Annotated in this window: 25 protein-coding genes; 11 read left to right on the top strand and 14 right to left on the bottom strand. The window is 44.3% G+C overall.

Annotation, left to right across the window (positions count from 1 at the left end; all coding sequences use genetic code 11):
• Position 1: 1 nt before the first annotated feature.
• The 5 genes from treC to pnuC form a co-directional block, all read right to left on the bottom strand.
• Positions 2-1,645 (bottom strand): alpha,alpha-phosphotrehalase, encoded by a 1,644-nt coding sequence (gene treC / locus E5260_RS14225; protein ID WP_003641843.1) that lies wholly within the window; start codon positions 1,643-1,645, stop codon positions 2-4.
• Positions 1,646-1,669: 24 nt separating this feature from the next.
• Complete coding sequence (treR, locus tag E5260_RS14230) at positions 1,670-2,389, bottom strand: trehalose operon repressor (RefSeq protein WP_003643703.1); 720 nt, start codon at positions 2,387-2,389, stop codon at positions 1,670-1,672.
• A gap of 315 nt (positions 2,390-2,704) precedes the next feature.
• Entirely contained in the window at positions 2,705-2,992 is a 288-nt protein-coding gene (locus E5260_RS14235) for a hypothetical protein (protein WP_003641841.1), read from the bottom strand.
• On the bottom strand, positions 2,985-3,263 hold the full coding sequence (locus E5260_RS14240; RefSeq protein ID WP_003641840.1) for a DUF2089 family protein: 279 nt from the start codon (positions 3,261-3,263) through the stop codon (positions 2,985-2,987). The genes E5260_RS14235 and E5260_RS14240 overlap by 8 nt, the downstream gene beginning before the upstream one ends.
• 198 nt (positions 3,264-3,461) lie before the next feature.
• Entirely contained in the window at positions 3,462-4,250 is a 789-nt protein-coding gene (pnuC, locus tag E5260_RS14245; RefSeq protein ID WP_003641839.1) for a nicotinamide riboside transporter PnuC, read from the bottom strand.
• 361 nt (positions 4,251-4,611) lie between these two features.
• Between pnuC and map the strand changes: the two genes are divergently transcribed.
• From map to epsC, 4 genes are all read left to right on the top strand, one after another.
• Entirely contained in the window at positions 4,612-5,403 is a 792-nt protein-coding gene (gene map / locus E5260_RS14250; protein WP_003641837.1) for a type I methionyl aminopeptidase, read from the top strand.
• Between the two features lie 612 nt (positions 5,404-6,015).
• The gene (locus E5260_RS14255; RefSeq protein WP_003641836.1) at positions 6,016-6,927 is read left to right on the top strand and encodes a PLP-dependent cysteine synthase family protein; all 912 of its coding nucleotides are present in this window, start codon (positions 6,016-6,018) and stop codon (positions 6,925-6,927) included.
• A gap of 11 nt (positions 6,928-6,938) precedes the next feature.
• Positions 6,939-8,084, top strand: a complete 1,146-nt coding sequence (locus tag E5260_RS14260) for a trans-sulfuration enzyme family protein (protein ID WP_003643702.1) — start codon at positions 6,939-6,941, stop codon at positions 8,082-8,084.
• Between the two features lie 4 nt (positions 8,085-8,088).
• Positions 8,089-8,631, top strand: a complete 543-nt coding sequence (epsC, locus tag E5260_RS14265) for a serine O-acetyltransferase EpsC (protein WP_003641834.1) — start codon at positions 8,089-8,091, stop codon at positions 8,629-8,631.
• Between the two features lie 139 nt (positions 8,632-8,770).
• On the opposite strand, the gene E5260_RS14270 is transcribed toward epsC, so the two are convergent.
• Positions 8,771-9,319, bottom strand: a complete 549-nt coding sequence (locus tag E5260_RS14270; RefSeq protein ID WP_003643701.1) for an NADPH-dependent FMN reductase — start codon at positions 9,317-9,319, stop codon at positions 8,771-8,773.
• 299 nt (positions 9,320-9,618) lie between these two features.
• The gene (locus tag E5260_RS14275) at positions 9,619-10,965 is read right to left on the bottom strand and encodes a DUF2252 domain-containing protein (RefSeq protein ID WP_003641832.1); all 1,347 of its coding nucleotides are present in this window, start codon (positions 10,963-10,965) and stop codon (positions 9,619-9,621) included.
• A 234-nt stretch (positions 10,966-11,199) separates the two neighbouring features.
• On the opposite strand from E5260_RS14275, the gene ndk reads away from it, so the two are divergent.
• Both ndk and E5260_RS14285 read left to right on the top strand, forming a co-directional pair.
• Positions 11,200-11,664: a nucleoside-diphosphate kinase gene (ndk, locus tag E5260_RS14280; RefSeq protein WP_003641831.1), complete on the top strand. Its 465-nt coding sequence runs from the start codon at positions 11,200-11,202 to the stop codon at positions 11,662-11,664.
• Positions 11,665-11,905: 241 nt separating this feature from the next.
• On the top strand, positions 11,906-12,307 hold the full coding sequence (locus tag E5260_RS14285) for a hypothetical protein (protein ID WP_003641830.1): 402 nt from the start codon (positions 11,906-11,908) through the stop codon (positions 12,305-12,307).
• Between the two features lie 64 nt (positions 12,308-12,371).
• Here the strand turns inward: E5260_RS14285 and E5260_RS14290 are convergent, their stop codons facing one another.
• Entirely contained in the window at positions 12,372-12,926 is a 555-nt protein-coding gene (locus E5260_RS14290) for a hypothetical protein (RefSeq protein ID WP_003641829.1), read from the bottom strand.
• Positions 12,927-13,216: 290 nt separating this feature from the next.
• Here E5260_RS14290 and E5260_RS14295 point away from each other — a divergent pair, with 290 nt between their 5' ends.
• Entirely contained in the window at positions 13,217-13,543 is a 327-nt protein-coding gene (locus tag E5260_RS14295) for a hypothetical protein (protein WP_003641828.1), read from the top strand.
• Positions 13,544-13,637: 94 nt separating this feature from the next.
• Here the strand turns inward: E5260_RS14295 and trxA are convergent, their stop codons facing one another.
• Entirely contained in the window at positions 13,638-13,970 is a 333-nt protein-coding gene (gene trxA / locus E5260_RS14300; protein WP_003641827.1) for a thioredoxin, read from the bottom strand.
• A 180-nt stretch (positions 13,971-14,150) separates the two neighbouring features.
• Between trxA and E5260_RS14305 the strand changes: the two genes are divergently transcribed.
• Complete coding sequence (locus tag E5260_RS14305; protein ID WP_003641826.1) at positions 14,151-14,702, top strand: MerR family transcriptional regulator; 552 nt, start codon at positions 14,151-14,153, stop codon at positions 14,700-14,702.
• Between the two features lie 262 nt (positions 14,703-14,964).
• On the opposite strand, the gene E5260_RS14310 is transcribed toward E5260_RS14305, so the two are convergent.
• Genes E5260_RS14310 through E5260_RS14325 form a run of 4 tightly spaced genes read right to left on the bottom strand, consistent with a single transcriptional unit; the run spans position 14,965 to position 20,538 of the window.
• Entirely contained in the window at positions 14,965-16,122 is a 1,158-nt protein-coding gene (locus tag E5260_RS14310; protein ID WP_003641825.1) for a mannitol-1-phosphate 5-dehydrogenase, read from the bottom strand.
• A 1-nt stretch (position 16,123) separates the two neighbouring features.
• A complete protein-coding gene (locus E5260_RS14315) occupies positions 16,124-16,573 on the bottom strand; it encodes a PTS sugar transporter subunit IIA (RefSeq protein ID WP_003641824.1) in 450 nt (149 codons plus the stop codon).
• A gap of 14 nt (positions 16,574-16,587) precedes the next feature.
• Positions 16,588-18,663, bottom strand: coding sequence for a BglG family transcription antiterminator (locus tag E5260_RS14320; protein WP_003641823.1), 2,076 nt, complete (start codon positions 18,661-18,663; stop codon positions 16,588-16,590).
• Between the two features lie 36 nt (positions 18,664-18,699).
• A complete protein-coding gene (locus E5260_RS14325) occupies positions 18,700-20,538 on the bottom strand; it encodes a PTS mannitol-specific transporter subunit IIBC (protein ID WP_013355133.1) in 1,839 nt (612 codons plus the stop codon).
• Between the two features lie 361 nt (positions 20,539-20,899).
• On the opposite strand from E5260_RS14325, the gene E5260_RS14330 reads away from it, so the two are divergent.
• Positions 20,900-22,315: a C69 family dipeptidase gene (locus E5260_RS14330; RefSeq protein ID WP_003641821.1), complete on the top strand. Its 1,416-nt coding sequence runs from the start codon at positions 20,900-20,902 to the stop codon at positions 22,313-22,315.
• A gap of 56 nt (positions 22,316-22,371) precedes the next feature.
• On the opposite strand, the gene E5260_RS14335 is transcribed toward E5260_RS14330, so the two are convergent.
• Entirely contained in the window at positions 22,372-23,169 is a 798-nt protein-coding gene (locus E5260_RS14335) for a helix-turn-helix domain-containing protein (RefSeq protein ID WP_225443018.1), read from the bottom strand.
• A gap of 249 nt (positions 23,170-23,418) precedes the next feature.
• On the opposite strand from E5260_RS14335, the gene E5260_RS14340 reads away from it, so the two are divergent.
• Both E5260_RS14340 and E5260_RS14345 read left to right on the top strand, forming a co-directional pair.
• Entirely contained in the window at positions 23,419-24,924 is a 1,506-nt protein-coding gene (locus E5260_RS14340; RefSeq protein ID WP_003641819.1) for an FAD-dependent oxidoreductase, read from the top strand.
• A gap of 45 nt (positions 24,925-24,969) precedes the next feature.
• Complete coding sequence (locus tag E5260_RS14345) at positions 24,970-26,178, top strand: MFS transporter (RefSeq protein WP_003641818.1); 1,209 nt, start codon at positions 24,970-24,972, stop codon at positions 26,176-26,178.
• Positions 26,179-26,206: the final 28 nt, after the last annotated feature.

Here is a 26,206-nt window from a genome sequence, read left to right on the forward strand (position 1 = left end):
CTTAACCTAACAACAGCGCAACCGCTTGATAGGATTGCATCGTCAATTGTGCTGTGACATTAACATCTTGATAATTGGAAAGTAACACCTGTGCACCGACCATTTCTTCCGGAAGTGTCACCGTTGTTGACTGACCATAAAAATTATTAAGCACTAATAACTTTTGTTGGTGATATGTCCGCCAATAGCCGAAGACTTGCGGATCATCTAAGCGCCACGATTGATAACCACCATCCGCGACGATCGGCATCGTTTTTCTTAGCTTAATGAGCCGTTGATAATAGTCAAAAATCTCGCCACTAGCCAATTCATGGGCCACGTTAATCGTCGCCTGATTAGTCGGTGTCAACCACGGTTTACCAGTAGTGAAACCAGCCTTGGCACTATCATCCCATTGCATCGGCGTCCGCGAGTTATCGCGCGCCTTGGTCTTAACGATCGTAAACGCATCGTGATGACTGTACCCACTACGAATTAAAGCCCGATAAGCATTTAATGCCTCAATGTCCACGTAATCAGCCATATTGTCATAGTCCGGATCAGTCATGCCGAGTTCCTCACCCATATAGATAAATGGTGTCCCACGCAAGAGGTGAATGACCGTCGCCAGCATTTCAGCGGACTTGACACGATAACGACCGGCGTCACCAAAGCGATTCAGCGCTCGTGGCTGATCATGATTATTCCAAAACAAAGCCTGCCAGCCACCACCAGCTGCCATTCCACCGGCCCAACTATCTAATAATTGCTTCAATCGTGGGAAGTCGAAGGCCATTCGGGACCACTTCCGTCCATCAACATAATCCGTCTTCAAATGATGGAAATTAAAGACCATTGAGAGTTCGTGATTAGCCGGATTAGTATAACCAACACTGTTCGCAACGGTTGTTGAAGACATCTCCCCCACTGTGACGCTATCTACATCCTGGCCGAAGCTTGCCGCGTTCAATTCCTTTAAATAATCATGAACAACGGGGGTGTCAGTATACAACGTCTTGCTAGGGACCCCCTTAGGTGCGTCCACCAACTTCTCAGCTTTACCGGTAACGTTGATGACATCGAAACGAAAACCCTGCACGCCCTTTTGCCGCCAGAAATTGACAACGGCGGCACACGCTTGTCGTACGGCCGGATTATGCCAATCCAAATCGGCCTGAGTCGGATCATATAAATGTAAATAGTACAAACCAGTATCACCAAACGGCGCCCAGGCCGGACCACCAAATTTAGATTCCCAATTGGTCGGTAGACTACCATCAGCCTTGGGAGGACGGAGATAGTAAAACTTCTGATACTTCTCATCACCCGCCAAAGCCTTTTGAAACCACTCGTGTTCAGTTGAAGTATGATTAAGAACCATATCCAACATGACCCCGATACCATTTGCCTTCAGCTTTGCAACGAGTTCTTCAAAATCAGCCATCGTGCCAAACATGGGGTCAATATGGTAGTAATCTGCAATATCGTAACCGTTATCATTTTGTGGTGAGACAAAAAACGGATTAAACCAAATCATGTCAATATTCAACTTTTTGAGGTAGTCGATCTTTTCAATAACACCTCGTAAATCACCGACGCCATCGCCATTGCTGTCGTAAAACGACTTCGGATAAATCTGATAAATCACTTGTTCTGATAATTTCATGCGCTATCCCTCTCATGCCAGATCTTATTTCTTAGTTCGCCGAGCAAAATCGCGGAAACTAAAGCGGTCCGCCCGGTGTCGTGATTCCGTATACTGGAACGCTCGCGCATCCGTGAGGCTCGTCACGCTTCGAACAACTGCCACATAGGCGCCCTTACTAATAGCGAGGTGTTCGCGGTCCTCATCAGTTGCCGGCGCCATCGTAATTTCCTTCGTCGCGTAACCGATCGTCAACCCAAGCTGATTTTCAAAATACGCGTACAGTGAGTCTTCCGCCGCTTGCTTGGGAACTTTCGGAACGATCGATTTCAAAATATAATCCTTATCAATAATAGCTGGTTCGCCATCGATCACTCGGACTCGTTTGATGGCCGTCACTGGCGCTTCCGTCAATTCGGTACCAAGTGACGTAAAGTCAGCAACCGGTAACGTTGCATCCGGTTGATAGTCATAAACAATATTTTGCGTCTTAATGTGTAACTTTTCGGCTAACTCTTTATAACTCACAATGCCAGAAACTGGAAATTCATACTGTCGATGCTCAATCACAATGGACCCTTTACCACGAATTTTTTGAATATAGCCATCCTCAGCCAATGTCGCTAATGCTTTGCGCCCAGTCTCACGTGAAATCCCATATAGCTCACAAAGTTGATGTTCACTCGGCAAATAACTCCCGATCGGGTAAACCTCCGCATCAATTTTCTGGAGCAAATCTTGATAAACTAAGGCCGCTTTATTCACGGCAACCACCCCTTTGTTATCGTTTTCATTTATGAATATAGACTTGTTTAGACAAGTTGTCAATATTTAAGTAATAACCCAATTAAATTTGTAGATTATACCAGCCAGATCAAGTCTAGACATGTCTAGAGTTCACAAAATCCGAGCTTATATTTCAGTATTCAATAACTGCTTCATAATAAGTGCCAGCACCTATACAGTATTGGTTGAACTAGCAGGATAGTCCGCACCATAATAAAAAATCGACATTCGCAGAGCGCTAACAGCAATCTCCAACCAATGTCGATTCTATATCTGATGATTTCATTAATATTACTATTTTCGCAATAAATCTTTCGCTTTCATTGTTGCTACTTCTTTTTTCATTTTTCTCTTTCGGTTCACGAGTGCATCTATCCAGATACCATTCAGCACGGCTTCGCCAACTAACAATACGGTTACTATTGATAATAAAGAGACCTCTTTTGTAAAAACAATGTAAATAATAAAGCCTAAAAAGCCAGCTCCCGGAATTGCCCCAAACCACCTTGGTAAGTATCGATCTAACATATAGAGCACTGCAACGACCAACATACCAATCAGAATTCCTTTAAAATCACTCATGTTGTTCCTCCCTAAAGTCAGTAATAATCTGTTTTGCTACCTCTAACGATAATTTCTCATCGATTACCAATTTCATAACCTTCGTTTCAAACGTATTTGCACCGTTGTCCTCAATAAAGTTAATTTTTTGAATAATCGTGTTTAACCGCATTCGCACGGTTGGATAACTCACTTGATAAATCTTAGCGAGTTGTTTTAGAGAACCTGAGGCAATAACCAATTGTTTAACAAATTCCTGATCCTCACGTTCTAAATTCACAAACCAGTCCATAGCATCCCTCTTTTTTAATATTGTTTATTAAACTTTAACATTGTTTATTATAATGTCAATAAAAAAGCATATATTTGATAACTGATACAATCCGGAGCTATTCAAATAAAGACGAGTACTCTAATCCAAAAGAATTACAGTACTCGCCTTATTTAGAATATTAACGCTACTAGTCTCAGTAAATTTATTAGCTGACCTTTAGTGATTCAATCCAAATGCCTGATTATCACTAGCATCCGCGCTAGCTGCATCACTAGCTGCTTGTTCTTCGGCCATCAACCGAGCGCGTTCATGTTTGTTATACCAAGGTGAAACAGTGAAAGCCAAGACATCGTTCATCAGATAAACGGAACTATTAATGAACATTGCTAGTGTCGCCGAACCTTGACGGAACGAGATGAACCAGAGGACCATTTGTGCTAAACCAGAGGCAATCCACCAGAAATACTGGTTGTTGTAACGGAGGAAGCAAATAACGCCGGCCGTTAAACAAATCGCAAAACTAATGGCATCGACCCATGGCCGGGGATCATCAGTTAAGGCACCAATAAGATAGCCGGAGATGGCATAAACAACTAAAGTTGCGACAATTGCGACGATCCACGTCTTACCCGTAAACTTCCGAATCTTTGAAACCATGTTGACGTTCCAATTAGCACTTAATAGTACTGGAATATCAAGCGTTACGACGTAGGCTAATTGTTCCCCAATGCTTAAATAGTTCTTAGCTGAAAAACCAACTACGATGAAGCAAGCGGCGGAGATGACGCCTAATAATCCATTGACTGACTTAGCCGCATTAATGGCTAACACACAAAGAACACCCAAAGTGGTCCCAATAAATGTTAAAATAGACAATGCTGTAATTGGCGCACTTACTAACGTCATTACTTGACATCCTAGGCTAAAATAGAATAGATAGTAGTTCTGTTGTGGCCAACCTTTTAGTTGGTGTGATAAGAATTTAAAATAATTACTCAAAATCATGCTCCTCTTTCCGTTTTCATATGCGGTTGTAGGTGTCTAGTTGGCCAACCAGTCACGTCACACTACTACATGTAGTGTTTCCGTTTGAAACAACACAATATATTGTATCATTATCTTGGCCGATGAAAAGGGTAAAATTCCAAATTTATATTGAATTGTTTACAATTAATCCAACTGCGCCCCGGCAATTTGGTATTTTTGGCGTGCTGATTTTTTTATATTTTTTTGATTTCGGCCTACTGATAGCGTTGTCAATATCAGGTCAAAACAATGCGTTTTGTCGCAATACAATGCTTGCAGTATACTGGAGAGGAACAAACTTTTAGCATCACAATATAATTAATTTTTTTGGAGGAACCTCATGATTACGCTTAAATCAGATCGCGAAATCAAAGGGATGCAAGCTGCCGGTGACATCATGGTTGGCCTGTTTCACGCCCTTGAAGACTACATCAAGCCCGGAATTACGACTTGGGATGTTGACCACTTTGCCTACGAATACATCGTTGCACACGACGCTACTCCTGGCGAACTCAACTTTGAAGGTTATAAGTACTCAACTTGTGTCAGCGTCAATGACATGATTTGTCACGGCTGTCCTAGTAAAGATATCTTGGTCAAAGATGGAGACTTATTAAAAGTTGATACCGTTATTAACTACCATGGCTACCTTAGTGACTCTTGCCACGCCTTTGTTGCTGGTACACCATCACCCGAAGTTAAAAAACTCATGGAAGTGACCCATAAAGCGCTATACCTCGGTATTGACCAAGCCGTTGTTGGCAACCGAATTGGTGATATCGGCTGGGCTATTCAGAATTACGCTGAAAACGAAATGGGTTACGGCGTTGTACGCGAATACATTGGTCATGGTATTGGACCGACGATGCACGAAAAGCCTGATGTTCCACATTATGGCGAAGCTGGTCACGGCACCCGTCTAAAAGCTGGTATGACCATTACTATCGAACCAATGGTCAATATTGGTGACTGGCGTTCTGGCGAAACTGCCGATGACGGTTGGACTGTTCGCACTTTAGATGGCAGTCTTAGCTGCCAATACGAGCACACCCTTGTCGTTACCGATGACGGTCCTAAGATTTTATCATCATTCGATAATGATTTTGATGCTAAATACTTATGGAATAAGTAATATCATTTAAATTATAATCACGAACAATCCCACCCTAGTTTAGTCACTTGCTAATCAGGGTGGGATTGTTTTAGTTATTATCAACAGCACGTTCACTAGCTATTGTCAGAATAAAACTAGTTATATGTGTCTTGGAAAACGTCTTGATTATAAGACATGAAAAACTGATATTGGATAAATTTTAACATCTTTATCCTCGGTCACAATCAACTGATTCAACCACCTAATATATTTATTTTAATGACAACCGTTTGGCAAAACTAACGCTGATTCAATAACGTTCTCAGCCAATCTTCATCTTTTACCGCTTATTGCAAATCGTCATTCACCACTTGACGCGCTCAAAATCATCTTGTATAGTTAGTCCCAATTAATCCAGAGGAGGATCAGACATGACTCAATTAACAAGTAGTGCTTTGAATAACTGTTGTTGCCGAACTGCGCGCTTATCGCGATGTTCGGCCTGTTAAGCATTGACTTTTTGAGGAGTGTCATCCTAAAAATCAATGTCCAGCATGGCTGGATATTGTACTGGGCGCGAGGAATTCATTCGAATTCTCGCGCCTTTTTTGTCGCTTTTGGCACCCCACCGCAGCGATTGGAGGAATTTATATGCTCATTCAGCACGTTCAAGAACTTATCGGCCACACCCCCCTGATGGCGTTACCCATCGAGGTTCCAAATCACAGTCACATCTATGCCAAGCTTGAAATGTTCAACCCCGGCGGCAGTATTAAGGACCGGCTGGGAGCCTATCTGATTGAAGACGGCTTGCAACGGGGCCGGGTTAACGCCAAGACAACGATTATTGAACCAACTGCTGGTAACACCGGAATTGGTTTAGCCTTAGCAACTCAAGCGCACCACCTACGTACCATCTTAGTCGTCCCAGAAAAGTTCAGTATGGAAAAACAAGTTTTAATGCAAGCATTGGGTGCTGAAATTGTTCATACACCTAGCGAGGAAGGAATCAAAGGTGCCATTCGCAAAGCTGAGGCACTAGCCGCAACGATTTCCAACAGTTACGTCCCCATGCAATTCAAGAATCCGGCTAATCCCGCGGCTTATTACCACACACTGGCACCAGAAATTCTGGCGGACATGCCTGCACCTATAACCGCCTTCGTCGCTGGAGCCGGTAGCGGTGGGACATTTGCCGGAGTAGCGGCTTATCTTCAAGCCCAAGATTCAGCAACCAAAGCCGTAGTCGTTGAGCCAGAAGGTTCCATTTTAAATGGTGGACCAGCTCACGCACATCGTACCGAGGGAATCGGCGTCGAATTCATCCCACCATTTTTCGATCAGGTTCGCATCGACCAGACACTGACCATCGCGGACAATGATGCCTTTGCCCAAGTTCGACACCTAGCCCGTGACCACGGTTTACTGATTGGCAGTTCTAGCGGCGCTGCGCTAGCCGCTAGTTTACAACTTGCCACCAACCTGCCTGCCAATAGTCATATCGTGACCATCTTTCCAGACAGTAGTGAGCGTTATCTGAGCCAAAAAATCTATACGAAATGAGGACTTTAACAATGAAATTTGAAACCCAATTAATTCACGGTGGTATCAGTGAGGACGCCACTACTGGCGCGACTTCGGTACCCATCTACATGGCCTCGACCTTCCGCCAAACAAAAATCGGTCAAAATCAATACGAATATTCACGGACGGGAAATCCAACCCGGGCCGCCGTCGAAGCATTAATTGCCACCCTCGAACATGGCAGCGCTGGCTTCGCATTTGCTTCTGGCTCCGCTGCCATTAATACCGTCTTCTCACTATTCTCGGCTGGTGATCACATTATTGTGGGAAATGATGTCTACGGTGGCACCTTCCGCTTGATCGACGCCGTTTTGAAACACTTTGGCATGACTTTTACAGCCGTAGATACGCGTGACTTGGCCGCCGTTGAAGCCGCAATTACCCCCACAACTAAGGCGATTTATTTGGAAACACCGACGAACCCGTTATTACACATTACGGATATTGCTGCCATTGCGAAGCTCGCGCAAGCACACGATTTACTGAGTATCATCGACAACACCTTCGCCTCCCCATACGTCCAGAAGCCCCTGGATTTAGGCGTTGACATTGTTTTACACAGTGCTTCCAAGTATCTCGGTGGTCACAGTGATGTTATCGGTGGCTTGGTTGTCACCAAGACGCCAGCACTTGGCGAAAAAATCGGCTACTTGCAAAATGCCATCGGTAGTATTTTGGCCCCGCAAGAAAGCTGGCTATTACAACGTGGTATGAAGACTCTGGCATTGCGCATGCAAGCCCACCTGAATAATGCCGCTAAAATCTTTACTTACTTAAAGTCTCACCCAGCAGTTGCTAAGATTTACTATCCAGGCGATCCTGATAATCCCGATTTTTCGATTGCCAAGCAACAGATGAATGGCTTCGGCGCAATGATCTCGTTTGAATTACAACCAGGAATGAACCCCCAGACCTTCGTTGAACATTTACAAGTCATCACGCTCGCCGAAAGTCTCGGAGCATTGGAAAGTTTAATTGAAATTCCAGCCTTAATGACTCACGGTGCCATCCCACGCACAATTCGGCTACAGAATGGCATCAAAGACGAGCTGATTCGCTTATCAGTCGGTGTTGAAGCCAGTGACGATTTGTTAGCAGACCTTGAGCGCGGGTTCGCTAGCATTCAGGCAGATTAAGCTGGTGTTTCAGACGGCTCGTGCCATTCTCAATCGTGACCCCGCCGCGATCAATTTGCGGACAGTTATGTTGACCTATCCTGGTATTCACGCGCTCGCCTGGTACCGGGTTGCCCATTATTTTGAAACACACCGTTTACCATTATTGGCCGCCTTGCTGAGCCAACATGCGGCCCGGCGTACCGGGATTCTGATTCACCCGGCCGCGCAAATTGGTCACCGGGTCTTCTTTGACCATGGTATTGGTACTGTCATTGGTGCAACGGCGGTCATTGAAGACGACGTTACAATTTTACACGGCGTCACTTTAGGCGCACGTAAAACCGAACAAGCTGGGCGCCGGCATCCCTATGTTTGTCGCGGTGCTTTCATTGGTGCCCACGCCCAACTCTTGGGCCCTATTAAGATTGGCGCCAACAGTAAAATTGGTGCTGGTGCGATTGTTTTAGACAACGTTCCCGCCCACGTTACTGCGGTCGGTAACCCGGCCCATCTAGTTGCCACTCAATTGCATGCTTATCATGAAACAACCAGCAATCAAGCTTGATTCTTATCAAAACTGCGGCTTAGAATAACCGTTTGCTCGTATCAGTTATTGTGTCGACAATAAAACGTACTTATAAAATCAAAATTGATTTTATAAGTACGTTTTTACGTTACTTTGAAAATTTATTTATTATCCACAATTATTTGACAAACTTCGCTGCAAATTCGCTGAATTGCTTACCAGCACCAGCTAAGAATGATTGGGTGCCTTCATTTGTGATATGACCATTTTCATCAGCCAACTTATCAGTATTACCGATGTACAATTCTGGTTGTTGCATCGTTGGCATGTCTAAGAAGACCAAGGATTGACGTAAAACATGGTGTGCTAAGACGCCAGAGATACCAGAGATCGATTGGGAAGCAACCAAAGCAGGCTTGCCGCCCCAAACACTTTGACCCCATGGACGTGAAGCAACGTCCAAAGCATTCTTCAAGGCTGCTGGGATACTACGGTTATGTTCAGGTGTGACAAAGATGAACGCATCTTGAGCCGCAACGGCCTGACGAAATTCTGTATATTCTACGGGTGAATCCGCATCGTAGTCTTGGTTATATAGTGGCAACTTAGCGATATTTAAGTACGTTACTTCAGCGTCGTCTGGTAACCCAGCAACGATGGCTTCAGCGACCCCTTTAGAATAAGAATTTTTACGAATAGAACCTACAATTACACCATATTTTGTCATATCAAACAATCCTTTCAAAACTAATTTCTTCGTTTCACTTACTAATAGTAAGTATATCAAGTTGTTGAAAAAGTGCAACCATTTTAGCCTATCAATTTTCAAAATCACTTGTTCAATCGCCAAAAAACGTTGTTAAATCAAGACTTACGCTCCAGAAAAATATTTTAGTCTATGTCTAATTACCGACAGAAAAGGTCATCGGAGTATCAATGATTCCGATGACCCTTTCTTTATTTTCAATACACGTCTAATCGTCACGCGTTTCAGTGCGATATTTGATCAACTCTTCGTTTAAACCATCAAACATCTAAGAAATCTTGATAATCATTATCAACTTGTTCAACATACGCCGTGGCCCATTTAGCCATGGCTTCATCAAACTTCGCCGAATTACCAACGTATCCCCGAATCATGGCCGCCGTTGGACTTTGCGCATGAGCCTTTGCCAAAATCATTGCGCACGTATTTGCATAGGCTTGGAATTGACCCCAGTCTAGGGTTGGAATATCGATGGATTCCTTCATATCCCGAAATTGACGAACATAAAAACTCTTATTTTCCATTTGGAAATAGCCTAGGAACGCATCCGAGGTTGCTTGTAAAATGCGTTGCGAACTGACGATCCGTTGCCCTTCCGTCAATTCCATGGCGGCCGTTAACGCTGGCCGCGACTGGCTCCCGACTTTCCGCGTTGGTAAAGCTTCCTTGATTTGTAACACCATATGGCTACCATCCGTACTCGTCAGAAGAACCAAGTAACATAGTGACCCAAAACTCCCGACGCCCACACTATGCCGAATAATATCAGTAACTTCATATTGCGACAACAGCAAAGCGACATCGGTCCGTACGTTCAATAAATACTCGCTAATTCCGGCCTTTAGCCCTTGATAAGTTTGCCGATCAATATGGACAGAACGGGGCGCGTTCTCCTTAAATTGCCGTTCACCGCGACTATTAGTGACCGTAAACTTACGCACAACTTGTTCTGAATTACGTTTTTGAGCCTTTTTAACCAAGGATGCAATTAAATCGGCCGTATCTTCGGGAGCACCACCGAAGTTCAAGACAGCCTGAACTTCGTTATCGCGATAAAAACGGTCTAACGTCGTCTGATCAAACATCCGTTTGAGTGCTTCCCGATAACTCGCACTCGCCGCCTGTATCAATTTTTCGACCTTTTTTGGTTTAAAGTTAGAATCACGAGCAGCTAGCAACACACTAACTAATAACCGACGTAAATCCCATTCCCACGGATGGACGCCAGCTTCGTCAAAGTCATTTAGGTCAAATACCAGTCGCCGTTCTGGTGACGCATAGAATCCAAAGTTACCAATATGAGCATCGCCACAAACTACGGCGGGAATTTCAGTGGACGACTGGTAATCCAAATCGTAATCCATTAACTCAACTGATCCCCGGAAGAATGCAAAAGCCGAAGCAGACATTCGTTCACGCCGCAATGGCAATAGTTCTGGTACCAGCATCTCCCGCACATGTTTCAGATAATCACTGGCGTTTCGTTTCACCGGTGTAAATGTCCCTAATTTTTCAAATGGGGTGACTTGGCGCCGCGCCTTTCCTAGCGCAATTAATTCAGCAACCGTATGATGTTGTCGAATATGAGTTAAATCAAGTGGTGGCATGAGTATCAAATCCTTTTATGATTTACTAATTTTATTATAGCGATATCTTCCAACGATAGAAAATAATTCAGCTAGTTGAGCCCGCTTCTCGCGTCCCAATTATTGACCAGCTGACGCCAATTTACAAGCAATTTTCATGATAAAACGGCGATTCTAGTTGACGTACCCCTCAAAGTCACCTACAATTTAAGTTATAAATGATACCGCTTTCAAAAAGCGAGGAGGTCACGTATTATGGCAAATTCTGAAAAAACATTGGTCCTAGTTAAACCCGATGGTGTCAGTGAAGGACACATTGGTGAGGTTATCACCCGGTTAGAACGCAAGGGTTATCAAATTGCCGCCTTAAAGGTTATTAAAGCAACCGCGGAGCAACTTCAACAACATTACAGTGAGAAGGTTGGTAAGCCTTACTTTAAGGAAATCGAGACCTACATGATGGAAGGTCCACTCGTCGCCATTATCGTAAGTGGTACTGGCGTCGTCAAAGCGGTGCATCGTTTAGCTGGTAGCACCCGGCCTGCCGAAGCACAACCTGGCACAATTCGGGGGGATTTCTCTCATGAATATCCAGACGGTATTTTACGAAATATTATCCATACCTCAGATAGCCGTGAAAATGCGCATCACGAAATTGCAATTTGGTTTCCCGAATTAGCCGTTAAAGCACGAAAAGCAGACAACAAAGTAAAAGCCTAGCTTCATTTTTAACATCACGATTACGCAATTCGCAATTACTGATCAATGGTCTGAACGCCATTGCGTCCAGTAATTGCGAATTTGTATACACTGGATGTTTTCCGTCACAACGTTAGTAAAGCTTCCAAAGATAACCCGTAAACTGCCCCAACTAACTGCCAACACGCGCCGAAATTTTCGCACTAATCGTTCGCACTAGTTATGATTAAACCAATCAACTAAATGGTTTGGGGGAATCATTATGAACATAGTCGTTGGACCATATGTACGGCGGCCGCGGGCTGTCAAATCGGACCCGCGCAACACCAGTAAATTTTCGATGTTTAATTCGCTACGACGGATTGATGAATGCCTAGTCTTGATTAAACGTACTGGCACACCAGGATTAATTGATTCAACTGCAACGTTAGGTTTGAACCTAACCCACTTAATGGGATTGAATGTCATCGTAACTAGTCGTGGACGTTCCTTCACCATCATTGTTCAAGGTCGGCAGCGGTCGTTCACGCTGACTGGCTGTCTCATTGAAGACACGCTCTACAACGCCGTTCACCCAGCACAACCAGACTATCTGATTTCACTAAATCGCCAGCTCATTACCAATAGTGATGACTTAATTGAGCAACTCTATGACCACTATTAGCTGGCCAGCATCACGCACCAAAGGCTAACCCACCGTGTGGGTTAGCCTTTTAAATTGCCCCATATTAAATGATCAGTTGAACGACTTTAAGCAGTGTCGCGGATGGTTTAGCCGGAATCTTCATCTTTTGAACGGCTGGCATTGCTGTGTGAACATTTTGGGCAACCGGACCCACTTGCGAGCGTTGCCCCGAACGACTATGCGCAACCAATACAGTATTATCCGCATTCCGCGCGTATATCACACTATTAGTAGCATCTTGTAAATCATCACTATAAATCTGGGTCATTTGGTGATGATAGACCGCGCTGTGCGGATCGTCTGGCTGAATTCGCTGTCCGGCCGCAATTTTGCGGATATGTAACGGGGTTGCCTCGTTGATGACCCGAGTCCCCTTCAGGTGTAGCCAAACTTGTGCGGCTTCCACCTTAGCTGCCGGAAAATCACTAAGTTGTGGCTGACGGATTGCCTTAAACGTTGCTGCGGTACTACGCTGCAGCCGACGTTGATGATAGGTCCGGCGCTGGCTTGTATGCCGTTCAAGCTGCACTTGTTCCCACACCAAACAAGCACCAAAGAGGACGATACCGACCCGTAATGCCCAAATCAATTTTTTCAATGATTAGCCCCCCACTTTACCATAATTACGCTACTTAATTTAACATGGTCTTAGCTAATTATATTGGCAAAGCCGGTAATAATTTAATTATTAATAGGGCAGTCGCACCAACTCGCCATTTCTAGTTGCGCTTCCCCTTAAACTATTAACGATTTCTAACTTGACAGCTAAACTGATTTATTGTCAAAATCACTATTTAAATATTTTATTTTATGATGGCAATACAAACATTTTGATTATCGCGATATACTTAGACGAGCATTAGCTTTTTCAATAAGGAGGCACTACTGATGAACTCATTCAAGAACCCACTTATGACAACACCCTATCTGCTAGCCATAATCGCCACACTGACGATGCTAGTTAGTCCACTGACAACGGTTGTTATATCAGTACTGATATGGTTGTCGGGAATTACGCTGGTGTGGTTACACCGCCAGCAACGATGGCTCCGCTTCTTCTACGCACCCGTGTTTTTGTACACTTCTTTACTAGAACAATGGTATTTCTCCCCATCAACCCAGCCACTGACAGAAACGATTCTCATTAACCTCGCAATTCTTGGCATTGCCATTTTCAGCACATGGGCAGCTTATCAATTACGTCATAACGCGTAAATTACTCACCAAGAAAAATAAGTCCCCCAGATGCGGTAACCGTTTCTGGGGGGACTTATTGATTGCTTCAACAGCTACCGTTAAATAACGCTCGTTAGGCAGGCTTCACTTCGGCTAGTTTTTGATCCAGATATTTCTTCAATGCTGCTTGGGGATGAAAACCAACCACCTTTTCAGCGGGCTGGCCATTCTTGAATATCACTAACGCCGGAATACTCATAATCTCAAATTGTTGCGCAATTTCCTGATGTTGATCAACGTCGAGCGAAGCAAATTTCACTTGCCCATCGTACAGTTCATCTAACGCTTCAAGCACTGGTTCCTGCATCTTGCAAGGGCCACACCAATCCGCCCAAAAATCAACCACAGTTAACGCGGTACCATCAGCCACCGTCGCAAAAGTCGTCTTATCGACTGGTTCGATCATATCTAATCCTCATTTCCAATTAATTTTCGTTCTATCATAGCATGTTTTCCCACAAAATTATGACTTCCGGGTCTGAATCACGTACATAGGTCACAAAATCTTGGTATATCGGTGTTCTACCAATCAAAAATTCGATATAATAGCGTTATAGAAACGATATAACCTAAAGGAGGAATTTTTGTGTCCACACAAACAATCAGTCCCGAACAGGACTCCGAATTAGTCGCTTCCGTCGCCGCTGAACAACTCGGTATTAAAGCCGTGACGTTGCGCAAATATAGCACCATGGTTGAAAAACAGCTTAACGATGAAAATCGCTTCCGCCCGGCCGATAACAGTCATCGCTTATATACAGCCGCTGATTTAAAAACTTTTCAGGCGGCCATCGAACTCGCTGAACAGGGCACAACGTTAGCCACTGCGCTAGGACGGGCGTTTGGTGCTAAGGTCCCGACATCCAAACAACCGGCGGCAACGACGACTCAGTCTGAGAAATCAGCGCCTGCAACTACCACCAAGTCGCCCCTCATCACGACAACCACCGTCGATCCCAGCAAAATGGCACCAGCGGCCAAGCCAGATGGCCCGACTAATGCTGAGCTCTATAAGCAGCAAGAAATGATCATCCGGCGCTTAGATTCACTCAGTGACCGCTTAAACCAAGTCCTTGACCAACTTGATCAACAAGCCAGTCAAGCGGCCAAACCTTGGTGGCATTTCTGGGAAAAGTAGCCGTATGCTGGTCAACATACTTGCTCATTAGACTTACTTCGGTAGGGCAACAGTTAGCATTACCTACCATCCAAATTAACGTGTGCTGCCAGTCTTAAAAATAAGCTACCTACACGTTCATCGTTCCAGTTAACTCGCCCAGCGATGGCTGCTATCAAGTGCTTCTTTGTCAGGCAAGACGCAAAAGGCGCCCAGAATTAAATTTCTGGGCGCCTTTTGCAGCTAATTACCATGGCGGTTAGTAATTAGTTTTTTTATCGAACTACTTTGTTGCAGCTAAGTGCTTTTCGTACGCAGCTTTGATTTCATTAACTAAATCTTCATCTTTCAAGTCAGTTGTTTCGCGAATGACTTGTTCGATTGGTTCATCCTTCAATAATTGTTGTAACTTAACACTTTCACTATCATTAGGATAGTTGAAGAAAAACATTTCACCAACTGTATCAACTAAGGCGCTGTAATCGCGACCACGTTCCTTCAATTCCCGAATTGGGCGAATGAAACGTTCGTTGAAACCCAATTTCCGAATTGGTGTCCGGCCGACCCGTTCAATATCATCAGAGATATATGGGTTTTCAAACCGACTCAAAATCTTCTTTTGATAAGCATGGTGTACTTCAGGATCAAAGCCCCACTTTTGAATCAACAAGTCGCCGGTTTCACCTAAAACGTGCTTAGCTTGGTCAACAACACTGTCATCCTTGACCGCTTCGCCAATCGTCTTGTAGCCCTTCATGTTACCAGTATAGGCTACGGTGGCATGACCAGTATTAACGGAGAAGAGTTTCCGTTCAATGTATGGTTCCAAGTCGTCAGCATAATCAACACCCTTTAATTGAATCTTAGGGTTTTTCATCTGGGACTTGTCGATAACCCATTCCTTGAATGGTTCAACTGAAACGAACAATGGATCATCATGCTTTTGAAGCGGTACGATCCGGTCAACAGCGGCATTGGGGAAGCCTGCATTTTGGTCAGCCCAAGCTTGTTCGTCTTCATTTAATGATTCATAAACGGATTTCTTTAATGACTGACTCCCGCCAATCATGTTTTCACAAGCAATGATATCAATTGGTGTCGTATTGTTGTCAGCTTGCCGTAACTTTAACCCGTCAGCAATTAATGGCGCGATGAACTTCAAGATCTTAGGTCCAATCGCAGTCGTAACCATATCGGCTTGGGCAATTTCTTCAGCAACCGCCTTAGGATCCTTACCGTTGTTAATACCCTTAACATCGTGAACTTCAATATGTTTTTGACCTTCTGCAGCCAATTCAATGGTATAACCATTCCGTTTGTTTAATTCGTCAATCAAAGTATCATTAACATCAACGAAAGTAATCTTAAACCCGTTGTCAGCCAAGGTTTCGCCAATGAAGCCCCGACCAATATTCCCTGCGCCAAAATGTACGTCTAACATGCTAATCAACTTCCTTTAATAGATTTATGATTTCATCTTCAGATTGAGCGTCCGCTAACTTAGCAACGTTGGCAACGTCGCTGCAGTATATGGCAATCTGAGACAAGAGGTTCAAGTGTTCACCGTTCAACCCAGCGATCCCGAAGATAACCGTTACAGTCTTATCATCATCGTTATCATCTGGATTACCCCAGCTCACACCCATTGGTACTTGGACCACGGAAATCCCGGTCTTTTTAATATACTTCATGCCATCTTCAGTACCATGGGGGATGGCAATGAAATTACCCATATATACGGAGACATCCTGATTACGAGCCTGCATTGCATCAATGTATTCTGGTTCGACACAACCGCCATCGACCAATAGTTGACCGGCTAAGCGGATGCCTTCTTCTTGCGTAGCCACTTGCTGGTTCAACGCAATCATTTTCTTATCTAAAGCTTCCATTGTTTTCACCTACGCTATTTCGTTAGTTCGTTCAAAAATGCTTTACTAATTAATTGATAAAGTTGCTGGCGATCGCCAGTCATAAACGTCTGCGTATTGGCCTGACTTTCAATGACTAGTGCGCTTAACTTACCCATCAACCGATTTTCAAAATCGCTGATATTGGCGGGCCCGAGCATTAGGACGATTCGCTGCAACCGAATCGATTGGTTGTCCATACTCTTAAATGGTAATGGCTGGTCAAGTTCGAAAATCGCACAATATGGTGCGGTGACTTCCTGACTTAACGTATGCACCAACGCCAAGTTCGTATTGGGAATACCGACCGGCGCCAGTCCTAAGCGGTGTAACAACCGGCCCGCAACTTCTAGCGGATCATGAATCAAGTTCGAATCAATATGCCGCGTGATCTTAACTAGCATCTCGGCCACCGTCTCATCATCGTTGCGAATCGGCGTGATAGTGAAACGGTCTAAGATCTGTTTAGCAATCGTCATCTGTTGGTAAACGGTGTCAAAATCCAAGTTGATTTTCGTCGGCTCATCAACCGGTGAATCGATCACTTTGGTGCTTGGAAAATACTGATGAATATATTCCCGTAAGGCAGTGACTTCGTTTTCTAGTAACAGTGGGCTGACAACGCGGTAATTCAACTTAAATCCCGGTAACGTTGTCGTGGATAAAATCATGTCAAAGTCTTGTAAATTAACTTGGCCTAAATTACCAATCCGCGCAACCTCGATAGCCGTGATTTCAGGTACTAACCGCATCAGTCGCGTTTTCAAAATTCGCGCCGTCGTCATCCCATTCGGGCACAGGACCAAAACCTTGAGTGCTTGGTGACTCAACTGTTGCTCATACGTACTAGCAAAGTGAATCAACAAGTACGTCAACTCATCAGTTGTAAAATCCTGGTCTTTAAAAATCGTTGCGAAGCCGCGCACCACCGCCGAATACAGCTTAGGATACTGTTCACGGACCTCTTGTAACTCAGCGGTTGGCGGCACGGGACCATTAACACCGTTACGTTGTAGGGCAATTTGCATATGCGCCGTCAAGTTATTCAACAAGCGGTCATCCGTCCCAAACGACCAGTTAAAGTTAGTCGCAACCGCGTCAATAAACTTTTTGACCCGATACGTTAGTTGCAAATCATAATTCGATAGCGACGCGTCTTGATCGATTCGAAACGTCAAGCCCTTAATTTGCTGGGCGAGAAAATCAATTTCAGCTCCCGTCACCACCGTCTTAATCTCAGCGGGTAGTTGGGTCATAATTGCCAGAGCAATCCGTTGATATTTCAAGAAATCATCCCGATTGATCCCGCGCAAATACGTGACCCGACGTTCATGCTGTAACCGCATTACTCCCGTCGTCAACGTGATGATCAACTGTTGTAGCTGACCATCCGGCACCGAAGAAAAGTACTTTTTCTTCAAACTTCGCACTGCTTGATAACAGATAATCAACGTTTGGGCGTCCAGTAAGTTCAAAAAATACGATTGCTCATCACTTGCTGATATTGCTAAGCCTTGGTTCAACTTCCCGATTGTTTTAAAAAACTCGTAGTCGTTGATTTCATTATTCAAAATGGTGGCAAACAGATTGCGAATACTACCCTCAGTCCCAGCCACCTGAATCCCCCGGGACTTCAACCGTTCAATTGATAAGTCGTAGTCAGCGAATGGTGTTGCTAATGCCGTCAAATCGTTTGAAATCGTTGCAACGCTCACATCAAAGTCAAGCGCAAGTTCTTTTAATTTTACGGAATGGCCCGTCATCAGTAACCGACAAGCTAGGGCGTTTTGCCGCGTTTGTGAGTCAAACGCCGGTGCAATCTTCCGCTCTGCTGTCAATTGGCTTTGAAACTTGGCCAGGGCCGTCTGCGATCCACTTAGTTGAAAGTGATGCTTCTCATTAACAATTTTCAAATCAGCATTGGCTAATACCAATTCCAAATTACTGAACTCGCGATAAATTGTTCGGCGACTACTATTGAGACCGGTTTCAATCTGACTCATTGAAAGGCCGGCGGGATTCGCTAGTAGCAGCTGTAGCAACTCATCTTGACGTTGTGTAAACTTAACCATGATGCCACCTCATACGATAATGGTAATAATATCATTTTATTTCAATTCTGATACCATCTTATCATATTTAGGTGAACTCAATAGATCGTCAGTAATTAATACTTGGACCTGCGTGTAACGGGTCTTTAAGTTTTTAGCTGCTTCTGCACTTGAAACAACTAATAAACTATTATTATCAGCCAATTCGTCAATTCCTAAGTTCTTAACACTCACATGCTTGTTGGCTTTCTTGACCCGATCCTTCATCAAGGACGTTGCCATTGTGGCTGTTCCTAAATGACCATCGTGGTGAACAAAGACAATTTCATCAACAACACTCAAATCTAAGTTAGCTGGTAGGTCGTCGGGTGCAGCCGTCGTTGCTTGTGGTGCTGCGGATGCAGGTGCAGCATCGCTAACTTGATCACGAGCCTTTAAGTTAACCACAACTTGGTCATACTTTGGACTACTCAAGAAGTTGTCAACGGCTAACCGTAAGGCGTGTGGTGCTTTTTGAGCCGCCCGATCAGCTAATTCGTTTTGCGTAATCACTAATAAACCAGGTTCGTCTTTCAAATTGCTAATCGCCGTGTTGGTGACGGACATGCTAATGCCAGCCTTCTTGACTTTATCCCGTAATAAGGAAGCCCCCATTGCGGATGATCCCATTCCGGCATCACAGGCAAAAATAATATGGTCAACATCTTTGTATGAAGCAATCACATCAGCTGGTTCAGCGTCAGTCGCACTAGCAGCTTCAGCATTGCCACTCTTCATGTCGCTCATTTTACCTTGAGCAGCGGCTAAGTCATCATCACCGGTCGACTTGTCACGTTTCAAGACAATTGCGGCAACGATAAATGATGCTAAGGTTGCTAACGTTACCCCGATAATTAAACCAATGTAGTTAGAAATACTCTTTGGTGACATTAATAGTAATGAAATAATGGAACCAGGTGAAGGTGTTGAACGTAAACCAACGTTTAGTAAACTGAATGTGGCTGTCCCAGTAACCCCACCAGCGATAACAGCTAGGAACAATGCTGGCTTCATTAATACGTATGGGAAATAAATTTCATGAATCCCACCAAGAAAATGAATAATAATCGCACTGGGTGCAGAAGCCTTAGCAGTCCCTTTACCAAACAAGGCAAAGGCTAATAAGACCCCAAGACCTGGACCTGGATCTGGTTCTAGCAAGAACAGAATTGACTTACCCGCACTAGATGCAGCCTGAATCCCAAGCGGTGTTAAGATACCTTGGTTAATCGCATTGTTTAAGAATAAAATCTTGGCTGGTTCAATGAAGACGTTGGCTAATGGCAATAGCTTCATCTTAATGATCCAGTCAACACCGGCAGCCATAGCAGCACTTGCACCAGCAACCAATGGGCCGATTGCAAAGTAACCCAGGATTGCTAGTAACATCCCGATAATCCCAGCGGAGAAGTTGTTAACCAACATTTCAAACCCGCTCTTAATCTTATCGGAAATGGCGTCATCCCACTTCTTAATGCACCAACCGCCTAAAGGCCCCATAATCATGGCACCGATAAACATTGGGATTGAAGAACCAACGATGACCCCCATAGTGGCAATCGCACCAACGACCCCACCACGATGACCGGCAAACAAAGTCCCACCAGTAAACGCTATCAATAATGGCAATAAATAATGGACCATTGGTTGAATCATCTTAGCTAATCCAGCATTAGGCCACCAACCACCAGCCATAAAGATGGCGGTAATTAAGCCCCAAGCAATGAAGGCGCCGATGTTCGGCATAACCATATTACTTAGTGCACTCCCAAATTTTTGAACGCGTGCCTTAACGCCCAGTTTCTTTTTCGCAACAGGAGCGCTTTGGGTTGCATTCGTATTTACATTTTCACTCATTAGGTAAAGCTCCTTCCTTTTTCTTAACAACTTAATCATATCCATCGTGGTAAGCGGTTTCAAGAACTTCTAGTTAGACCCGTGGCACAGGAAACTGTGCCACAATTAAACTCACTAATTCACAAAGTTAAAATTTGGCACAGTATCGATAAACACTTTTATATCGGCAATACCAGCAGACTAATTAAACTTGTTTCGTCAGCTATGATTTCATTTTCACAATTAAATTCAACATTTTATGCAGAAAACACCTGGCAATTCTCTCATCATTTTATTATTTAAATGATTACGAATACGATTTAACGTTGAAATCCCCTCGCAAGCTCCTATACTTATAATTAACTAAGGAGTGACCTATGTAATGAAAAAAGATACTGATTGTACCGAAATATTGGTTGGGAAAGCTGCTAGCATGGATGGTTCGACCATCGTTGCCCGCAACGAAGATGGCTACGGCCCAATTAATCCGATTAAGTTTATTGTGCACGAAGCCCACGACCAAACTAACGCCAGCTACACTTCCGTAACTACCGGCGTCACCGTTCCGCTGCCTGACCATGCCTACCGCTACACCGCAACCCCCCAAGCCGATCAAAGCGATGGGCAGTACGAGGAAGCTGGGATCAACGAATTAAATGTCGGGATGAGCGCAACTGAAACCACTGCCACCAATGCCCGCGTACTCGGTTATGATCCGCTCGTCCATGATGGCGTAGATGAAGAAGCCATGGTCACCCTCGTTTTACCCTACATTAAAAGTGCTAAGGAAGGTGTCCAACGCTTAGGTGCCCTAATTGAAAAATACGGAACTGGTGAAAGCAACAGTATCGCCTTTAACGATCACGACGATATCTGGTTGTTCGAAACCGCTGGTGGTCACCATTGGGGGGCAGTTCGGATGCCCGAAGACACCTACGCAATTGTTCCCAACCAAACCGTGGTGCAAGAGATGGATCTCAACGATACCGACAATTTCCTAGGTGCCAGTGATTTAGTGGACTTCGTTGAAAAGTATCACCTCAACCCAACACCCGGTCACTTTAATTTCCGTGAAATCTTTGGTACCCAAAGTGAGGCGGATGCTTATTACAACACTCCGCGAACATGGTATGGTCAAAAACTATTTAATCCCGAAATCGAACAGAATCCCACTGATCAAAACATGCCGCTATTCCGACAACCAAGCAAAAAATTGGCTATTGAAGACGTTCAGTTCTTCTTATCTTCACACTATAACGGGACGCCTTACGATCCATTTGGCACTTTCGCTTCTGGTAACGCCCGTGAACAAACACGTTACCGGTCTATCGCGATGGATCGCAATCAGTGCTCATCTATTCTGCAAATCCGGAATGACGTGCCTGCTAAGCAAGCCGCCATTCAATGGATCGCACTAGGTTTCTTCGCTTACGCCCCATACGTGCCCTTCTTTACCAACATCAATGACACGCCGATTGATTATCGCAATACAACTAGCACGGTCAGCGTTGATAACGTCTACTGGTTATCAAAAACGCTCTCCGTCTTGATTGAACCACACTGGCATGAATTTGCTGAAACGGTCAATGCCTATCGCGACGGGTGCCAATCATATGCCCGTGGCCGGGTTGCCGCAACCGACGCAGCCATTGCCGGCAATCCGACCGATTTCTTGACCAAAGCCAATAGCGAAACCGCCGCCGAAATTTCCAACCGGACCCATGCGTTGTTTGATACTTTGGTTAAGCAAGGGCTGTTGTTATCGAAAACGACTTGGGAAAAAGGACAAAATCTATAAAAAAATCATCAACGACGTGCTACTGGAACATTTCAGTAGCACGTCGTTTTGTGTTTTTAATTATCATTGATATGCTGATGTGCTAACCGATACCCATGCTGCTCACGATAATCATTGGGAGTTATCGCCACTTCGCGTTTGAACGCAGTAAAGAAACTACTATTATTTTTATAGCCTAATTCAGCTGCAATTTGTTCAATTCGCTTATTAGAAAATGCCAGCATTCGTTTGGCCAGTTCAATACGAATAAATGTTAATTGTTCCGAAAAGCTCTTGTTGAACAGTCGTCGACACAGCCTTGAAAAATAATTTTTATCATATCCAAAGTAACATGCCGTTTCTTTTAACGTCGCATCTGCGTTATGTGCGACTAAATACGTAAAAATCATCCCTGATTGCGTATCAGCATTAACATGTCGAATATTTTTACCAGGAAAATAAGAATCCGTAATCGAGATGCGTTCCTCATGATGCCGCAATAGTTCCGTCATTAACAATCCCACCGTCATTTCTCGTTGATAATCAATAAAAACATCTTGCAAATCTTGCCGTTCTAACTCCGTCAACAAATCAAAGTACCGTTGGGTTATCTGATTTCGCAATTGGCGATAAACAATAAACCGCAATGTCCGCTCACCCGCATTCATTAAATCATGAACCATTGGGTTATCTCCGACAACCACCAAGTTTAATGGCGTAGGCGCATGCAGACGTTCCGAAAAAACACTTAACTTTACTGGTGCCCCCCTATTAATAATATTAATTGGCTGCGCAGATGAAACCATTACAATATCATCTGGGGACAGTGCCACGTACTTTCCGGCTAATGTTAATTCAGCGAAATCGTGGCTCACGATAAAGCGAATGTGAAACTCTGAACTGCAATTTGGTGAACTTGAAAGATCATTACGGCGTAGACCAATAAAATCGCTTTCTTTCAATTGATAATTGCTATTTACCGTATTTATAGAAGCCATCACTATCACCTGTCAATCCCTTAAAAGATATATAAACATATTAATAAGGATATTATACACTATCAACTTGTGCATATTTTAGCTTTATACTAACTTTGTAAATTCGAATAAGGGAGTGCAACTATTATGACTAATCGAACAATTGATACTGATGTCCTCATTGCAGGCACAGGTGGTACAGGACTAGCCGCTGCATACGCAGCCGTGACCCATGGACTTAAAGTCACCGTTATTGAAAAGCAATCACAAATTGGCGGTAACACAAAAATCTCAAGTGGATTTTTCGCCATTAATAGCCGTGAACAACGGGAAGCCGGTATGCACCTAACAACTCAGGAGGCCATTACACAATTAGCCGACTACAATCACTATTTGTCCAATGGTACCCTACTTGCGCGGATCGTTAACCGCTCGGCAGATACCTTAGCCTGGTTGGAAAAAATGGGAATGGAAATCAAACTCAACCCAACTGCCAATACGACTCAGTTTGCGCATCGTAATAATGATTATCGTGGGGGTTCCTATCATATGTACCAACATAAAGACGAGAGCTATCAGCGCATCCAACAAACATTAACGACTGCCGGTGTCAATTTTCACTTTAATACGACCTTTACTGACCTGGTAATTACCAACGGAGCAGTCACTGGCGCAACAGCCATGACCGCTTCAGGTGACCAGCTAACAATCACCGCCCACGCAGTCGTTGTGGCAACCGGTGGGTACGGTGGTGATCGTGAAAAAGTTGCTCGAACCATGCACACCACGCATCTAAGAACCTTAGGTGTTCCAAATAACGGTGAAGGTCTGGCTGCTATGGTTAAAGCTGGCGGTACTGACATCGACAGCCATGCGCTCATTCATGCTGCGCAACTAGCTAAATCCCAAGTCACTCAAAAGACTTCTCAGCAACACCTTGCTGGTTTTTCCGGTAATCCATTAACCCAATTATTATTAACCCCTCAACTATGGGTCAACATGCAGGGACAACGATTCACCAACGAAGATGTGGTCTACGATACCGTTGAATGGGCGAACGCTGCTTGGTCTCAGGGTGGTCAATATCTCTTTATCGTGGATCAGGCCACGCTCAATACATTCACCACCAACCGCAATCGCGAAGAAGTGTCTCAAGCAGGACCGGGCGCAGCGACTGGCAGTGGTGACTTTACCGCATTAGCTGAAGATGCTGTCACTGGTAAAACAGCTTTTAAGGGGAACTCACTCACTGAGCTAGCCACTAATGCTGGTATGGATCCTTCAACATTGAGCCAGACCGTCGCTACTTATAATCAAGCTGTCGCGTCCAAAAACGACAGCGAATTCAGTAAGCGCTTGCAGTCCTTGGATTATTCAATTAGTGATGGTCCCTTCTACGCCTTCATCTGCCAAGCCGCCTATCTTGGTACGGTCGGTGGTGTTCGGGTCAATCGAAATCTCGCCGTTTTAGATGACGATTTCAAACCTATTCCCGGTCTTTATACTGGTGGCGCCAATGCTGGTGGTTACTATGAGGGACACAGCTATCCTGCATTTGAAGGCCTTGCCTCTGGCTTTACTTGGACGTCGGGCCGAATTGCAGGAACAAGTGCCGCGGCTTACGTCAAAGCAAAGTTCGCCACTGTCAACTAAATCATAAATCCAATATTGAGTCTTTTATTTAGGGGGATGTCCAGCATGGAAACAACAAAATCGATATCGGGACCAGGTAAAAGCTACGTTTCTAAGACCCGGATTGGGGTTCTTGCAGTCAGTTCAATGGGCATGGCGGCACTCGCAATTACCCCATCCTATGCAGCAATCGCATCCAATTTTTCACTCAGTAATACGAGTGTCCAGATGTTAACATCATTGCCTAATCTATTTATGATGTTAGCAGGGTTGATTATTGGCAAACTAACGGCAACCAAGCTCAATCTCAAAACATTAACCCTTAGTGCGGCAATCTTAGTAATTATCGGTGGTTTTCTACCATTAGCCTTCCACACAAACTTCATGTTTTTGTTATTTTGCTCGTGCTTAGTCGGTCTAGGTCAAGGCGCCTGCACCAATTTATCACAAGTCTTAATTTCTCAAATGCTACCAGAAACCGAACGCCAGTCCACTATGGGTTTAACAACCACCTTCACCAATCTCGGTGGTATTGTCTTCATCATGGGTGGCGGCCAGCTAGCTGCAACGAACGGTTGGGTAAATAATTATTGGATTTACTTATTCTCAGCACTTATTTTGATTGTGATCTTAACATTAGTGCCGATGCATCCGGCAGCAGTCAATGCAGCCAACGATCAGGATACCGGTGAACAAATTAAGCTCAACAAATACGTCTTTTTCTGTGCCTTCTGGGGATTCTGCACGTTACTCTTAAATAATGTTTTGAACAACAACATTTCACTATTTGTTGCTGAAGAAAAACTTGGCGCAACCTCACAAGCCGCTCTGACGTCAACCGTTTCATTAATTGGGGGGATGCTATGCGGCTTGATTGTTGGCGTTATCGGCAAGCGGTTCAAATACTCATCCATCACAATCTCGTTTATCTTATACGGCCTGTCCTACCTGTTAATCGGTCTTGGACATTCGCTATGGTTAGCCTTTGTAGGTAGCTTCATCGTGGGTGCCGCAATGAGTATCGCCATGGGACAATTTCCATATTTGATCTCAATTTCAGTTGGCAAAAACAGTGTTTCGATGGCCCTAGGTGTGTACGTCGCGATTTACTCAATCGGGGGTGTGGTCAGTCCTTTCATCGTTAATCCATTGACTAAATTAGTTGCTGGTATGGGTATTAACGTCTTCGTAGTCAGCGGCGTTATTGCGCTGATCCTAGGTGTACTATGTATGGGATTTCAGTTCCAGAAAAAATTAGTAACGGCGGCACAATAACCGACTTGACCGACAAAGTTAAAAAGCC

The sequence above is a fragment of the Lactiplantibacillus plantarum genome (assembly GCF_014131735.1).
GTDB classification, from domain to species: Bacteria; Bacillota; Bacilli; order Lactobacillales; family Lactobacillaceae; genus Lactiplantibacillus; species Lactiplantibacillus plantarum.

Bases quoted from the DNA above. Each gene is read 5' to 3' on its own strand.
- E5260_RS14310 (WP_003641825.1), bottom strand. From the start codon at position 16,122: ATGTTAGACGTACATTTTGGCGCAGGGAATATTGGTCGGGGCTTCATT.
- E5260_RS14340 (WP_003641819.1), top strand. From the start codon at position 23,419: ATGACTAATCGAACAATTGATACTGATGTCCTCATTGCAGGCACAGGT.
- E5260_RS14295 (WP_003641828.1), top strand. From the start codon at position 13,217: ATGAACTCATTCAAGAACCCACTTATGACAACACCCTATCTGCTAGCC.
- E5260_RS14240 (WP_003641840.1), bottom strand. From the start codon at position 3,263: ATGGACTGGTTTGTGAATTTAGAACGTGAGGATCAGGAATTTGTTAAA.
- E5260_RS14270 (WP_003643701.1), bottom strand. From the start codon at position 9,319: ATGACAAAATATGGTGTAATTGTAGGTTCTATTCGTAAAAATTCTTAT.
- E5260_RS14330 (WP_003641821.1), top strand. From the start codon at position 20,900: ATGAAAAAAGATACTGATTGTACCGAAATATTGGTTGGGAAAGCTGCT.
- treC (WP_003641843.1), bottom strand. From the start codon at position 1,645: ATGAAATTATCAGAACAAGTGATTTATCAGATTTATCCGAAGTCGTTT.
- pnuC (WP_003641839.1), bottom strand. From the start codon at position 4,250: ATGATTTTGAGTAATTATTTTAAATTCTTATCACACCAACTAAAAGGT.
- ndk (WP_003641831.1), top strand. From the start codon at position 11,200: ATGGCAAATTCTGAAAAAACATTGGTCCTAGTTAAACCCGATGGTGTC.
- E5260_RS14255 (WP_003641836.1), top strand. From the start codon at position 6,016: ATGCTCATTCAGCACGTTCAAGAACTTATCGGCCACACCCCCCTGATG.
- E5260_RS14235 (WP_003641841.1), bottom strand. From the start codon at position 2,992: ATGAGTGATTTTAAAGGAATTCTGATTGGTATGTTGGTCGTTGCAGTG.
- map (WP_003641837.1), top strand. From the start codon at position 4,612: ATGATTACGCTTAAATCAGATCGCGAAATCAAAGGGATGCAAGCTGCC.
- E5260_RS14325 (WP_013355133.1), bottom strand. From the start codon at position 20,538: ATGAGTGAAAATGTAAATACGAATGCAACCCAAAGCGCTCCTGTTGCG.
- E5260_RS14260 (WP_003643702.1), top strand. From the start codon at position 6,939: ATGAAATTTGAAACCCAATTAATTCACGGTGGTATCAGTGAGGACGCC.
- E5260_RS14320 (WP_003641823.1), bottom strand. From the start codon at position 18,663: ATGGTTAAGTTTACACAACGTCAAGATGAGTTGCTACAGCTGCTACTA.
- trxA (WP_003641827.1), bottom strand. From the start codon at position 13,970: ATGATCGAACCAGTCGATAAGACGACTTTTGCGACGGTGGCTGATGGT.
- E5260_RS14285 (WP_003641830.1), top strand. From the start codon at position 11,906: ATGAACATAGTCGTTGGACCATATGTACGGCGGCCGCGGGCTGTCAAA.
- E5260_RS14315 (WP_003641824.1), bottom strand. From the start codon at position 16,573: ATGGAAGCTTTAGATAAGAAAATGATTGCGTTGAACCAGCAAGTGGCT.
- E5260_RS14275 (WP_003641832.1), bottom strand. From the start codon at position 10,965: ATGCCACCACTTGATTTAACTCATATTCGACAACATCATACGGTTGCT.
- E5260_RS14345 (WP_003641818.1), top strand. From the start codon at position 24,970: ATGGAAACAACAAAATCGATATCGGGACCAGGTAAAAGCTACGTTTCT.